The sequence below is a fragment of the Brasilonema sennae CENA114 genome, assembly GCF_006968745.1.
In the GTDB taxonomy this organism is placed as follows: domain Bacteria; phylum Cyanobacteriota; class Cyanobacteriia; order Cyanobacteriales; family Nostocaceae; genus Brasilonema; species Brasilonema sennae.
In genome coordinates, this window is the sequence record NZ_CP030118.1 from 6,504,889 (window position 1) to 6,519,625 (window position 14,737).

Consider the following 14,737-nt stretch of genomic DNA (forward strand, 5'->3'; position numbering starts at 1 on the left):
TTTCATCTTGATTTCATAGTGGTCTGTCATTCTAGTTAAATAAAGGTTCGTGCAAACGATGAATCTGCAATCTAATTGAATAATTGATTCATTGAACAGACAAGATGAAAAAAACACTGATTTCTGCTGCGGCATTTGCTCTGGCTAGCGCAGCTTTAATTTATGCTGGCTATGCAACTACTAAAACAGATAAAAACAGGGTTTCTAATGTTAATGATGCAGCAGTCACGATCAGTTTCACAAGTTTATTATTTTTGTACACAATTAATATGAATCACCTTGCCAAATCTTCAGCTTTCGAGAATGTTGTTAACTCTCAACAAAAAAATCATAGTACATGGAAAAAATTTGCGGCTGCTGATGTTACCCAGGCAATAGGAAATGTGCCTATTGTACAACTCAGAAACATCTGCCGTGTCGGTGTTACATCAGAATGTTTCTTGAAGCTAGAAAGCTGCAATCCTGGAGGGTCAATTAAGGAGAAAAATGCGATTTACCTCGTCACGCGTGCGGAAGAGGAAGGGCTACTTGTGCCTGGTGGTACAATTATCGAATCAAGTTCGGGCAATTTCGGCGTTGGTCTTGCTATGGTAGGAGCAGCACGAGGGTATCGAGTCATTATTGTAGTCGATGCAAAAACTGCTTCACCGTTTCGACGAATGATTCAAGCATACGGTGCTGAACTTGTAGATGTACCTCTTCACGAGGCAGACGAATCAGGCTCGATGCAAAAAGCCCGAATGAAACGAGCAAAGAAGCTTGCAGCAACTATTCCTCATGCTTGGTATCCATGTCAGCATTTGAATCCTTTGAATCCGGAGGCACATTCACACTATACTGCGCGTGAGATTGAAGCCTACTTTTCTTCAGATCTCGATGCCGTAGTGGTCGGTATTAGTACTGCTGGACAAATAATGGGAATTGCTCGCTATCTTCTGCCCCGCTTTCCGCATCTGCAAGTTGTTGGCGTTGATGTGGAGGGGTCGGTCATTATGGGAACACCATCAAAACCATACAAGATGACGGGTATTGGCTTATCGTTCTTTCCACCGAATCTCGACCTTTCGCTGTTAACTCGTGCGTATGTGATACCTGAGGCGATCGCCTACTCAGTCTGTCATGCACTTGCACGTCGCGAGGGATTGCTTCTGGGTGCGTCAACTGGGGCAATTGTTGCTGGTGGCTTGCATCTTGCACGTGAACTTGGTCCTGGTGCCCGTATTCTTATGATCAATCCAGACCGAGGGGATCGATATTTGGAGACAGTGTACGATTCCAATTGGCTCTCCCATCACGGATTTGCGCTTATCGAGGGGGAGCATCTTGATCATGCAATCGCTTCACTAAGTCCCTTGTATTTCTAGTACCATCACGGATAGCGCTGAGAAATATTATGAACACCCCACCCCACATTGAAGAAGGTAAGAACGCACTTCAGGAGCGATCGCTTCTGATGCTACTCACCCAGTTTATTCCACTTTCCCTGTCCGATGTGGCTATGACCCTCGGCGATCCGCTTCAGACAGCTGCACTCAGTCGCCTTGCATTCCCGCAGGAGACGTTAGCAGGAGTAGGAATTGTCAAAGCGGTTGCTGTATTTCTGGAAAGCCCAATTATTATGATTCTTCATGCCTCAACGGCGCTTGGGAGCTATGCCATGTCTCGGCGTGCGCTTTGGCAGTTTACGGTATTTGCGGGACTCTGTCTAAGTGGTATCTTTCTTATACTCACATGGGAGCCTTTATATAACTGGCTTCTTCTTGACGTATTTGGAGTCAGCACTTTCATCGCCACACGAGGCAGAACTCCTTTTCTTTTGATGTTTCTTTGGCCGTTCGTGATTGCTTGGCGACGGTTTTTTCAAGGACTGCTTATCCGTGCTCGAAAAAGCGCTCCCGTAGGATGGGCAAGTGTTGCACGATTTATTTGGGTCATTGTAGCGCTGTCAGTGGGAGTGAGTCTCAAATGTGATGGGGCACTCCTTGCAGGTGTCACTTTGATGGGAGCAATACTCATTGAAGCGGTACTAGTCACATGGTTTTGTTCGCGTCTCGGCATTACCTCTATTCTTGACCAGCACATACACCATGAGACTACAAAGTTTCCTAAAACCTTTCGAGGTGTCACATCTTACTATCTTCCCCTTGCCTCAACAATGCTTCTTCTCTGGGGTTCGAGGGCGATACTCTTGAGTCTTGTTGCTCGATCATTCGATGGAAGTCTTGCACTCGCTGTGTGGCCCGCTGCTTGGGGATTGGTTCTTTCTATTGCGAATGGCACACGAATGGTTCAACAAGTGGTGATTTCTTCGTATGAAGAGACTTCAAAGCGGACACTTATTACCTTTGTAATTATTGTCGGTTTGGGTTTTACCTCAATACCGTTTTTTCTGGGATTTACGGACAAAGGATTCTCACTTCTTCGTCAGTTTTTCGGAGATAATCCAACTCTTGTGGAAGCAGCACGTCCGGTTGTACAAATTCTCTCGTGCTTCCCCTTTCTCCTGGCGCTCCAAAATACTTTCCAAGGACTTCTTATTCACTGGGCAAAGAACTGGTTCATTAATCTTGCAACAATCATTGCCGCATCTTTCACCTTGATAGTATGTGGAAGTCTCATTTTCGCTGGACATAGCGGAGCTACTTCAGCAGCGTATGGAATGATTGCGGGAATTATAGGTGAAATTTTGGTGCTTCTTTTCGCACTTCAACATAGATAGTGATTATTATTCTTTGAAATGTAATATTTTATTTTTTGCAAGTTCCTGACTGCAAATGAATTTTATGTGAAGTACCGCTGTCAATCCCCATCCTACTTTCGATTGAAGATGGGGACTTCCGCGAATTAGTTAAAAAACTTTTAGAAGTCGCAATTGCTACAAATTTACCTACTTTTTAGAAAAATCTGCTTCAACCATCGCTCCATTCCCAATTAAGACATTTCGCTGCTGATGGGCAGGGTTACGGTGAATGTTGTCCCAACATTAATTTCGCTTTTTACCGTAACTGTTCCGCCATGTCGCTCAACTAACTGTTTAACAATCGCCAGTCCTAGTCCAGTTCCAGAAATATTGCCGACGTTACTAGCACGATAAAAGGATTCAAACAGTCGTTGTTGATCTTTTGGAGTGATACCGATCCCCTCATCCTGCACTTGAAATATCACAGCTTGCGATTGACATTGCACTCTCAGTTCAACGCTGCTGTCGGGTGCTGAGTATTTGATAGCATTAGACAGTAGATTGGTCAAAACGTGCCGCACTAAAGCTTCATTCATATAAACTGTGACACATTCATCCTCGCAATTGAAATTAATCGTGTGACCAGTGGATGTGCTGAATTTGATTTCTTCGATTAGCTTCTGGCACAAAGGCGAAATAGCTAGCCCAACAGGATGAGACGTTAGGCGATTGGCTTCAGATTTGCTCAAGGTCAAAACATCATCCAGCAGGGCAATCATGCGGCGAACTGCAGCTTGGATACGTTGAAAAAAGTCCGCTCTTTTTTCTTGAGATAGTTTGTCTTGTTCTAGCAAACGAGTGAAACCAGCAATTGTATTTAGTGGATTGCGAAATTCATGAGAAACCATTGAGATAAAGCGCGATTTTTGTTCTCTAAGTTCGCGTTCTTGCTTGAGTGCAGTCTCAAGCCTGTAGTGAAAGCCGCCGCGATCGCAGCAGCATTTCAATTCGTGCCTGCAACTCTAGCTTTTCGATTGGTTTTGCAATCAGCTCATCAATACTTTGCCACAAATGCCGTGTCAATAGTTTGACATCAGAGCGGATTGTAATCAGCAAAAACGGCAGAAAAACGGGTTGCTCTTTGTGTTTTCTGGCTTGCACCCACTCCCAGAGGTGATCCAGTGCTGGACCATCAAGAATGCATAAGTCAAATGGCTCATCTAAAAGTGGCATGGCTTTTCCTGCCTGCACCAGTGAGTCTGGAACCACTACTTTGTAAGATATTCCCAGCCACTCTGCCAGCAGACGACGATTCTCAGATTGCTCTACAAAAATTAAAATTACACTCATCGCTGTTATACCTTGCTAACTGGGATACGCAAATAACGTAGTCAAGCGTAGTTAAATAGCGTTAATTGCTCGTAATTCGCTCTCTTATTGACCTTACTCGTACGTTTTCTTTTAGGTTCTAGAGTCTTGGGCTTATCCGTGCCCGTTATCGCTTCAAACACTTTGTCCCAAGTGGGAGCAAGAGCGTCTAGAAACTTCTGAGTTCTTTCTGAGATGTTGCATAAACTTCAGTGTAACCACGGTCACAGCCAATAGTCTTACCTTCTGTCTTCTTGCTGGCTTTCTCAATATCAGTCGTGTAGTGAATTTCCCACCTACCGTTGCGCTTAATCAAGCGCAGTTGGCATTTTACGGTATAGGGGAGAGTAGTAGGAATTTTTAAAGTTTTTCCGTTCTTTAAACCACCAAACCTAAGCCAAACAACGTTGCCAGAATCTATTTGAGTATCAAAAGCCTTGAGAATGATCTGATTACTGACTTTGGTATGTCCGCGATACCAAAACTTTGTGATCAAAGTGCAAAGGGCAGGGTGTACCATCCATTCTCGACTCTCTAGAGTGAGTTGCAGCACTCCTTTTTTAGACTGAAATGACTGATAACGTTGCCCTAAAGCTTTCATGACTTTCTCTATACAAGCTGCTTGTACCAGATGGATGTCATCGATAACGTCGTATAGTGTTGCTTCCCAAAGTTTTGTAGGCATCTGGTACTTGTCTTTACTTGCCCTTAGCTGTTTGTCAATATCAAACTTGGAAACTCCCCAAGCTTTCAATGAGCCAAACTCGTTCCATAGATCACAACGCAGTTTACCAAGTCGAAGCGCAATAGTATCAAGTTCTTCAGACTTCCATTTATTTAATTTTGCAGTGCCAACAATGGCTATTCTTGTTACGGTTATCTGATTTTTCACTTTGCGTTTCATAGTCTCGACTCACTACGATCTTTCGATTCTACTCATATTGACTCACATTGACTACGATTTTTCTCCGGAATATCAGAAATATTCTGCTCCTCTTCGATCTTCTTTTTGTAAGCGCGAAGGAAGTAAAGTTTGGAACTGAAGCAATGCATGATTGACATAAAGTCTTGCATTAATTCCTCGTGGGAAGAAAGTTTAGCGTTATTGATTACGGTGATCTTGCAGTCGTGAAGATTGCAGAACCACTCGACAAACTCAAAACCAAAACGACAGAGCCTGTCCTTGTGCCCTACGACTATCTCAGAGATTTCGTTGTTTGAGACTTCGGTCATCAGCTTGGTAAAGTTTTTCCGTTTCCAGTTCATTCCACTGGCAACATCTTTAACAACGCGGCATCCAGGATAGGTTTTACCAAGGTAATCTATTTGGCTAGTCAATTCCTCTAACTGAGTTCTGGTGCTAACGCGAGCATAGAGAACTCTTTGTTTGTCCGATGAGATTGGCGAGGTAAAAGCAGATTCAGGATATCGTCGATGACCTCCGGGTGATCTAATACATTCTATTTTCCCCAAGTCTGCCCACTCTGCGGTTGTTTTTGGGTGATAGCCAAATTGCTCGTACACTTGCTGTGGAGTCAGGTATTTCATTGTTCTGATTGAATACGGTTGACTACAATATACTCCGTTATTTTTAGATGAGGTCAATCGGCTAAACGACACAAGCTACGAATCACGGTTTGTCCTTAAGCAATTCGGGCACCCCAGTCAACACACCTCGAAGGTGTGTGAGTGGCTCGCCGACTTTGATTCCGTAGCGACTAATTTTAAATTCGCGCAGGGTTTTCTCAAAGTCGGTCATGCGCTTTTTCAAAACGCCGATCGCCCGCCGCAGTTCACCTTGCATTTCTAAGTAACGCAAAAATATAATCGTGTCTGCCAGATAGCTAATGCCAATTTCTGTAACTCGGAATTCCCCGGTAATCGTTTCAACCTCGTTGATCAGCAGCACAGCAACACCCATATTTTGCAAATACTTGCATAGCGAATGAATATGGCTAGTCAACTCTTCCCCGCGCACCGAAAGCCGATAGCCGGACACACTATCAATCATGACAATCCGCGTTTGTTTTTGCTCTACTTCCTGACGCACCAAGTTAGCAAATTCATCGGGTGTATAATACAGCGGCTCCACTTGAACAACTGAGAGTGTCCCGCGCTGCTGCATCGCATTAACTGCAATGTTAATCCCTTCTGCGCGGCGCAGCAGCGTTTCCTTTCTTTCCTCGAAAGTGTAAATGATCGAATGTTCCCCCCGTCCGGCAGCCTCTTTCATAAACTGGAGTCCCAACGTAGTTTTACCCACGCCACTCGGACCGCTGATAATGGTAATGGTGCTGCGCTCAATTCCACCGTGCAGCAACTCGTCGATTTCTGGAATCCCAGAGGGGATCACTTCAGTAGTAAAAGCTTGTCCGTAGGTTTGTGCTATTAATCGCGGGAACAGCTGCATTCCTGTACTGGTTAGGCGAATTGCATGATTGCCGTTTTGAAAGTCACTCCCCCGAAATTTAGAAATACACAGCGTGCGCTCACTGTCGCTGAAGCTTAGATTAATTACCGCATCACTCATAAACTGTAAATCATCGTCGGGTGCTTCTTCACTGCTTTCTGAGGTGAATAGAACAGTGATGTCTTGCTCGACCAAAAATCGCAGAAACGACAGCACTTGCTTACGAAACTGAAACGTATCGGTCGCAAGGTAGCGAAACTGGGTCATCGAATCAATAAAAATGCGCTGCGGCTTGAGGGCTTCTACCTGCTGTACAATTCGACGGGTTGTCGGTTCACGTTCTACCTCAGCCGGTGAGAAAATATCGTAAGTCTGAACTTCGGCGAAAAATTCCGCTGTGGGGCTGAGGTCAAGAAAAGTAATGTTTTCTAAGTCAAATCCCAGCCCAACAGCAGTTCGCCTCAGTTGTGTGACAGATTCTCCCAAGCTAATGAACAAAACCTGTTCGCCTCTTGCTGCCCCGGTTACTAAGAAATGCATTCCCAGCGTTGTTTTGCCAGCCCCAGGTCCACCCCGGATTAAGTAGGCGCGACCTGGAACATAACCACCGTGGAGAACTTCGTCTAAACCCGAAATTCCCGAAGACAAACGATTCTCGGACATTTGCGAACAGTCTTCCTTTCCTTGTTAATAAGGGCGCAATCTTAGCATAGCGTGCTCTTTCAACTGCATAGGTTTTTACTACCAATCCGGAGTCAAAAAGTTCAGGCTTATATTATTTTGATGTAAAGTATACCGTTTTTGATGCAGAATAAACACTTTGGGAAATAAAAGCTTGATCTGCTCCACTTGCATAATCACGTGCATAGACAGCGCGAACGTATCCACTATAGTACATTTATACCAAAATAAAAAACACATCAAAAATTGAGTTTCATCTTTGATATGAAAGGTTTATTTATTATTATTTTTTATGGAAAAATATACTATTATGTATTCCGTACTTTGTTTTTGCTATTAATAAATAGTCAGGCAGTTGAAGATAAGCTAATTCACATTTGTAGCAAATATTTGATTTTTTTCATCCCGTCCATTTTTACAATTATCTATGTGATGTTGCGATATTCTTTAGTTTTTATTAGTAAATAAGATACGTTCGCCCTGGAGATTCCTCTGTTTGACAAAAGCCAGTACAACCTGTTTCACCCTACACCCAAGAACCTGATAATTTTCAGCCCTTTGTTGGCTTATCGATGCGTTTTTAGTCTCTTGTGCGATACGCCAAGGGCGTCTGCGCTCCGCACAATCGCGTATGCCTACCGGACGCGGCTTGGGCGTTGCAAGAGCGTCTGGACAGAAGATGTCCGTAAGGACTCAGCGGCTCCTTTTGGGAGCATCGCCCGATCACTTCATACTCAGATCTTGCACCTTCCCCTGAGTACGCCTTGAACTAAAGTACCCTGCACCGAAGCCCTTCGGGTATCTCCTGCACGCGTACGCTACTTTGTAAGTCCCAAAGGGACACGCTTACGCGAACGCTCGATTCGTGCGCTTGCGCTTACGCAGTCGCCTGGTGCAAGATCTCAGTTTTAACCGACTGGAATGTATATTCAGTAAGCTTTAGCTTACTTGAGTTTTAAGCCAAGAAATAAATTTCTTGGCGGATCCAAAAGCTGGTGCAAGATATGAGCATAGGTACTGTTGCCAGCAGGGGTGATCCTGACTCTTTATCACAATATGAATGAAGAATTTTTGTTAAAAAGGCAAAATTTCATCTTGATTTCATAGTGACCTGTCATTCTAGTTAAATAAAGGTTCGTGCAAAGGATGAATCTGCAATCTAATTGAATAATTGATTCATTGGACAGACAAGATGAAAAAAACACTGATTTCTGCTGCGGCATTTGCTCTGACTAGCGCAGCTTTAATTTTTGCTGGCTATGCAACTGCTAAAACAGATAACAACAGGGTTTCCAATGTTAATGATGTCAATTTTCCTCCTAATAGCTGGCGGATTGTTAAACATACCTTTCGAGTACACATTCCTGAGAATAACAATGCTCTTTCCCAGCTAATTATTGATACTCCATCCTCTGTGGCTGTTAGTAATGATATTGATGTGTTGGATAATAGTGGTCAAAAAATTAACATTAATATTTCTGTCAATGGTAGAAGAATCTTAATAGATTTTCCGGAAAAAGTGATTTCTAACACCAAGCTCTTAATTGAATTTAATAAAGTCAGACAACCAACTGTTGGTCCTGCTTCTGTTTACAGCTTTTGGGCTAAAGCCGTCGGTAACGACACAGAGATTCCCGTAGGCACAGCTCAGTTTTCCACATTTTAATTTATAAATTATCACGAAATTATCACAACAGGTGTTGAATGAAGAAAATAATCATGTATGCTGTTGCATCGGCTCTGGCTACTGTAGCCTTAATTCCTGTTAACTATGCAAATGCTAGCGCGGATGATAGTCAAGATCCTCACATTGATGGAAACGTGCAATTTCCTCCTACGCGCTGGCATGTTGTTAGACATACTTTCCGAGTACATATTCCCAAAAATAGTAAGGAGATTTCTCAGATAAGTATTCAGGCACCAACTAATATAACTTTGAGTACTAGTGTTGATGACATTATTGTAGAAGATAAAAATGGTCGAAAAATTAACACTAATGTTTCTGTGAATGACAAAACTATACTATTAGCTTTTACCGAACCAGTTGCTCCTGATACTCAATTAGAAATTGACCTTAAGAATGTCAAACGAGTAACAGGAGGAAATAGTTATTTTTACCGCTTCTTCGCTAAATTTGCTGGCAGTAGTACGCAAACTCCTATAGGAGGAGCTAGTTTTCGCATGGGTTATTAATCCTATTACTAAGTAAGTCGGCACAAATAAACCTCACTATGTAACAGAATGTAAAGAAGAATAAAAACCTTGCGATTGCTGAGTCCCAAGGGGACACGCTGCGCGTTCGCCCTCTGGGCGTGCGCTTTGCGCTTACGTTTCACTTCGTTCTACTCGCAATGACATACCTTGAATTTTTTACGCCGACTTACTTACCCAGCCATTAAAAACTTTTATAGTCAAGCTAGAGTTTGATTGCATATTTGTTGAAGTCAAGCCCAAAATTTCACAGTAATTTCATCCTCATATGACAGACTAGAGCAAGGTGGTTCTGTTAGCGTAGAACATTTGCTGTGTTGACTCAATGGCAAGCGACTTTAACAGAACGCAAATGCCAGCTTCAAGCCGTTACTCTAGTTCCTCAGTACTCAAGGACATTTCTAATAATGCACAGCCTTGAACCTTCCCAAAAATCTACGACACTCCATTGTATTTCTGGAGGACTTTTGAGTCTGCTCTTACTAACCATTCCTGGACAAGTTCTAGCAGGCGCTGGGCATGATCATAGTGGTGCGGATGCATTCAATACTGAAGCAGGTCAAACTTCCGGTAAAATTGAGATTGATGCTACAACTGCACAGCGGCTAAAGCTTAAAGTCGAGCCAGTTAAACGCCAGCAGCTCGCTGTGGGGATTAAAACTACTGGACAGATTGAAACTTTGCCCAGTCAAAAAGCGGAAGTGACTACACCAATTTCTGGGGCGAAAGTAGTTGAGTTGTTGGTGGAACCTGGTGCAGTCGTAAAAAAAGGTCAACCCGTAGCTGTTGTAACTAGTCCTGATTTGGTGACACTGCGCGTTGAATCTCAGGAAAAACTTGCTGAAGCTGAGGCTGATTTGCAGCAAGCCCAAGCTGATTTACAACTTGCTCAGCAAAACTACGACAAATATCAGCAAATAGCCACAGCCGAAATAGCCTCTGCACAAAGCCAGGTATCATTTGCTCAAGAGAAGTACGACAAGGACAAGCAGTTAGCTGATTCTGGCGCTTTACCATTACGTGATGCTTTAGAATCCCAAACCAAGCTAGCAGAGGCAAAAGCTGAACTCACCAAAGCTTCCAGTCGCCGAGATGTGATAGATGCTGAAAATAAACTCAAACGTGCTAAATCAACAGTTGAAGTAGCAAAAAAACGTATAAGACTAAGTAGCACTACTTATGAAACGAGACTGCAACAATTGGGAAACAGCGCCAATCCTAAGGGACTGGTAACAGTAACATCTCCGATTTCCGGTCGGGTTGCTGACAGAGAAGTTACCATTGGTCAATCCTTTGAGGATGCGGGTGGCAAGTTGATGACGATTGTCAATGACCGTCAAGTTTATGCTACCGCAAATATCTACGAAAAAGATTTGGGCAAGATCAGGAGGGGTCAAAGGGTAAGCTTAAAGGTGGCTTCTATGCCTAATCGCACCTTCACCGGACGAATAGCTGTCGTTGGATCAGTAGTAGAAGGTGAAACACGAGTTGTTCCTGTCAAAGCCCAAATAGATAATTTAGGAGGAATTCTCAAGCCAGGAATGTTTGCCCAACTAGAAGTTTTGACAGACCAAACATCAGCAGCTACCTTAGCAATTCCCAAATCTGCTGTAGTAGAGGCAAATAATAAAACAATGGTCTATGTACAAAACGGTAATGCCTTCGAGTCAACGGAAGTGACATTAGGTCAAACGTCTGGAGATTTAGTTGAGGTCAAGAGTGGTTTGTTCAATGGAGATTTGGTGGTTACACAACGTGCGCCGCAACTTTATGCCCAGTCTTTGCGGGGCGGTAGCAAATCTGACTCACACGAAGATGAACACGGTCACGACCACTCAAAAGAAGAACAGAACTCAAGTGAAGCGACGGTACAAAACAAAAGTGGAGTGCAATTGCCCTGGTGGTCAGCCATTTCAGTTGGGGGTGCGATCGCACTCACTGGTTTCATACTAGGTCGTCGTACCAAACCAGGTTTAACACCAGCATTTCAAAGTGAAGAATCTTTCTCCAGCGCAGTTTCTGGGGATGAATCAACAGAATTTACTGATAATCACCACACTATTCATCATGAATCAAAAATTACCAATCAGAAATAAAAATAATTAATTAAGTCATAAATAAATATAAATAAAAATGTTAAGTGGAATTATAAAATGGGCAATTGCGCGTCGTTGGTTAGTCATCCTGGGTGCAATTGTCGCCACTCTTTGGATATTCCAAACAATTATCCAAATGCCCTTAGATGTCTTCCCTAGTTTTGCACCACCTCAAGTTGAAATTCAAACAGAAGCGCCAGGACTAGCACCAGAAGAAGTCGAATCTCTGGTGACATTACCAATTGAAAGTGCAATTAATGGTACTCCCGGTGTGACAACGGTACGTTCTTCGAGTGCATCGGGAATTTCGGTTGTCAGAGTCATTTTTAACTGGGGAACGAATACCTATCAAGCCAGACAGCTAGTCACAGAACGATTGCAACAAGCTCAAAGTAAGCTTCCTGAAGGTGTGGAAACACCCCAAGTCTCCCCTACTAGTTCTCCTATTGGTACTGTATTGCAATATGCCTTCACCTCCCAAACCACTTCTTTGATGGAGGTACGGCGTATTGTTGATTGGCAAGTGACAAACCGTCTTTTGGCTGTCCCTGGTGTGAGTCAGGTTGTGGCTTATGGCGGCGATATTCGCCAATATCAAGTCTTAGTTGACCCAGAGAAGTTAAACGCCTTTAATGTTACTTTAGAAGATGTGGCAGAAGCTGCCAAAGCTGCAAATGTCAATGCGCCTGGTGGCTACTTAATCACTCCTGACCGAGAAAGGTTAATTCGGGGTGTTGGGCGGATTGAATCTATCGAAGAATTACAGCAATCTGTTATTACTGCTCGTAATGGTACACCAGTGAAACTATTAGATGTTGCTGATGTGCAAATTGGTGCAGCTATTAAACGGGGGGACGGTAGCTTTAACGGTAAAAAGGCAATTATTGTCTTGATTAATAAACAGCCTCAAGCTGATACTCCCACTGTCACCCGTGGCTTAGAAGCGGCGATAGAAGAAATCAAACCAGGTTTACCCAAAGATATTAAAGTGACTGCCACTTTCCGTCAGGAAAACTATATCGATTCTTCTATTGAAAATGTGAGAGAGGCTTTAGTTGAAGGCAGTATTATTGTTGCCCTTATCCTCATTCCATTTTTAATGAATTGGCGCAACCTCGCTGTTTGTTTAACTGCACTTCCCCTGTCTTTACTAGTAGGAGTGATGTTACTCAATTGGTTGGGACAAGGTTTAAATACAATGACTTTGGGAGGGTTAGCAGTTGCAATTGGTTCGGCAGTTGATGATGCAATTGTAGACGCAGAAAATGTCTACCGTTGTTTGCGAGAAAATAAACACTCTCTCAATCCACGTCCCGTTTTAGATGTGGTATTTGATGGCTGTCAGGAAGTGCGCGATTCAGTTTTTGGAGCTACCATCATTACTATAGTTGTCTTCTCTCCAATTTTTGCTTTGACTGGTGTAGAAGGAAGCATTTTTATTCCAATGGGATTGGGATATTTAGCAGCAGTAATTGCTTCTAGTTTGACAGCATTAACTGTAACTCCGGCTTTATGTGCAATTCTTTTGCCTCACGGACACCTACCAGAAACCGAACCTTGGGTAGCAAGATTTTTTAAGCGACTTTATCGTCCCCTGTTAACGTTTGCTCTACGATATTCTGGAATTATATTAGTTGTCGCTGCTGCCAGCCTCATAGCCGCAATGGTCATTGTTCCTTCCTTTGGAAGCGTGTTTTTACCAGAGTTTCAGGAGCAAACTTTGGTAAATAGTATGATTCTCTATCCGGGAGTTTCTTTAGAAGCGACCAATGCAGCAGGCGAAGCACTCCAAGCCGCACTTAAAGATGACAAGAGATTTCCATATGTACAGTTGCGTTCTGGACGTGCGCCAAGAGATGAGGAAGCAGCCGGGGTGAACTCAGGACACATTGATATTGAGTTAAGCGACGAAGGGATGAAAAACAGGGAGGCGACTATAGAAAAGCTGCGGTCGGAATTTGCCAAAATACCAGGGATTGCACCAAATATTGGTGGTTTTATTTCTCACAGGATGGATGAGGTATTGTCTGGGGTGAGGAGTGCGATCGCACTCAAGATTTTTGGACCAGACTTAGAACAACTCCGTACCATTGGGAATCAAGTAAATGAGGTGATGAAAACCGTTGAGGGAATTGTTGATTTGCAACTTGAACCTCAAGTTCCAGTAGAACAGATACAAATTAAATTTAACCGAGGAACCGCTTCTCAATATGGTTTAACAGTCGGAAAACTTTCTGAAATTATTGAAACTGCCTTCAATGGACGTGTGGTGTCCCAAGTTTTGGAGAAACAACAAACCTTTGATTTAATAGTATGGTTAAAACCAGATGCACGGCAAAATTTAGAGACCATTGGTAATTTGTTAGTTGATACGAATGGCGGTAATAAAATTCCTTTAGCACAAGTTGCCGCAATTAACAATGGTACTGGTCCCAACACTATTAACCGTGAAAATGTTTCTCGTTTGATTGTTGTTTCTGCAAATGCCAGTGGTAGAGATTTAAGTTCTGTTGTCAATGAAATTCAAACCAAAATTCAGCAACAAGTACATCCGCCCTCTGGTTACTATATTCAGTACGCAGGTCAATTCGAGGCGCAAGAAAGAGCAACTCAAAATATCTTAATTTTCAGTGCCATAGCCTTTGTCCTCATTACGGTAATCATGTACCTTTCAGTCAAATCTATTCCCTCGACCGCCATGATTATGATTAATTTGCCTTTGGCATTAGTGGGGGGGATATTTTCGGTAGCTTTGACTGGAGGCATCATTTCCATTGCGTCTTTGGTTGGTTTTGTAACTTTATTTGGAGTTGCTACTCGTAACGGTTTGCTGTTGGTGGATAATTACAACACGAAATTTACTGAAGGAATGCCTTTTAAAGAAGTTTTGATGAAAGGTTCGATGGAACGTCTTAACGCCATCTTGATGACAGCTTTTACCTCCGCTTTAGGATTAGCACCCTTGGTCGTTGAAGGTGGTGCTGGAAAGGAAATTCTACAACCTCTTTCAATAGTCGTGTTAGGTGGGTTGTTTACTTCTACAGCGTTAACTCTGGTAGTATTACCAGCCTTGTATGCTAAGTTTGGCTCTTTCTTAATGCCAAAGCGAACTGTGTCATCTGTGGAAAATGGCAAGGCAGTTCAAGCAGTTTTTGAGCGATAGTTAATACCATGTTTGGCAGCTTTTTGGTTTTTAAAAAGACCATGCAAGTGCAAAACATTAACATTGCTCAAGGGTCGGTTGTATAAAAATACAAGTTTACCCAACTTTGTCTCAATTCTTAATTATTC

At 42.9% G+C, this 14,737-nt stretch carries 11 protein-coding genes; 6 read left to right on the forward strand and 5 right to left on the reverse strand.

Annotation, left to right across the window (positions count from 1 at the left end; genetic code table 11):
* Positions 1-269 precede the first annotated feature (269 nt).
* Together DP114_RS27055 and DP114_RS27060 are read left to right on the forward strand one after the other, a co-directional pair.
* A complete protein-coding gene (locus DP114_RS27055) occupies positions 270-1,364 on the forward strand; it encodes a cysteine synthase family protein (protein ID WP_169263291.1) in 1,095 nt (364 codons plus the stop codon).
* A 29-nt stretch (positions 1,365-1,393) separates the two neighbouring features.
* Positions 1,394-2,719 carry a hypothetical protein gene (locus tag DP114_RS27060; RefSeq protein ID WP_169263237.1) on the forward strand — a complete coding sequence of 442 codons (1,326 nt, stop codon included), beginning with the start codon at positions 1,394-1,396 and terminating at the stop codon, positions 2,717-2,719.
* A 212-nt stretch (positions 2,720-2,931) separates the two neighbouring features.
* On the opposite strand, the gene DP114_RS35405 is transcribed toward DP114_RS27060, so the two are convergent.
* From DP114_RS35405 to DP114_RS27080, 5 genes are all read right to left on the reverse strand, one after another.
* The gene (locus tag DP114_RS35405; protein ID WP_246162821.1) at positions 2,932-3,588 is read right to left on the reverse strand and encodes a sensor histidine kinase; all 657 of its coding nucleotides are present in this window, start codon (positions 3,586-3,588) and stop codon (positions 2,932-2,934) included.
* Between the two features lie 55 nt (positions 3,589-3,643).
* Positions 3,644-4,030 (reverse strand): response regulator, encoded by a 387-nt coding sequence (locus DP114_RS35410; RefSeq protein WP_246162823.1) that lies wholly within the window; start codon positions 4,028-4,030, stop codon positions 3,644-3,646.
* A 187-nt stretch (positions 4,031-4,217) separates the two neighbouring features.
* Positions 4,218-4,952, reverse strand: coding sequence for a hypothetical protein (locus tag DP114_RS27070; RefSeq protein WP_246162825.1), 735 nt, complete (start codon positions 4,950-4,952; stop codon positions 4,218-4,220).
* 32 nt (positions 4,953-4,984) lie between these two features.
* Entirely contained in the window at positions 4,985-5,596 is a 612-nt protein-coding gene (locus tag DP114_RS27075; protein WP_169263239.1) for an IS607 family transposase, read from the reverse strand.
* Between the two features lie 82 nt (positions 5,597-5,678).
* The gene (locus DP114_RS27080; RefSeq protein WP_171977592.1) at positions 5,679-7,121 is read right to left on the reverse strand and encodes an ATPase domain-containing protein; all 1,443 of its coding nucleotides are present in this window, start codon (positions 7,119-7,121) and stop codon (positions 5,679-5,681) included.
* A gap of 1,210 nt (positions 7,122-8,331) precedes the next feature.
* Between DP114_RS27080 and DP114_RS27085 the strand changes: the two genes are divergently transcribed.
* The 4 genes from DP114_RS27085 (at position 8,332) to DP114_RS27100 (ending at position 14,609) form a co-directional block, all read left to right on the forward strand.
* Complete coding sequence (locus DP114_RS27085) at positions 8,332-8,805, forward strand: DUF2808 domain-containing protein (protein WP_169263241.1); 474 nt, start codon at positions 8,332-8,334, stop codon at positions 8,803-8,805.
* Positions 8,806-8,843: 38 nt separating this feature from the next.
* Positions 8,844-9,332: a DUF2808 domain-containing protein gene (locus DP114_RS27090; protein ID WP_171977593.1), complete on the forward strand. Its 489-nt coding sequence runs from the start codon at positions 8,844-8,846 to the stop codon at positions 9,330-9,332.
* Between the two features lie 425 nt (positions 9,333-9,757).
* Positions 9,758-11,446: an efflux RND transporter periplasmic adaptor subunit gene (locus DP114_RS27095; RefSeq protein WP_171977594.1), complete on the forward strand. Its 1,689-nt coding sequence runs from the start codon at positions 9,758-9,760 to the stop codon at positions 11,444-11,446.
* Positions 11,447-11,483: 37 nt separating this feature from the next.
* A complete protein-coding gene (locus tag DP114_RS27100) occupies positions 11,484-14,609 on the forward strand; it encodes an efflux RND transporter permease subunit (protein ID WP_171977595.1) in 3,126 nt (1,041 codons plus the stop codon).
* The last annotated feature ends 128 nt before the right edge of the window (positions 14,610-14,737 follow it).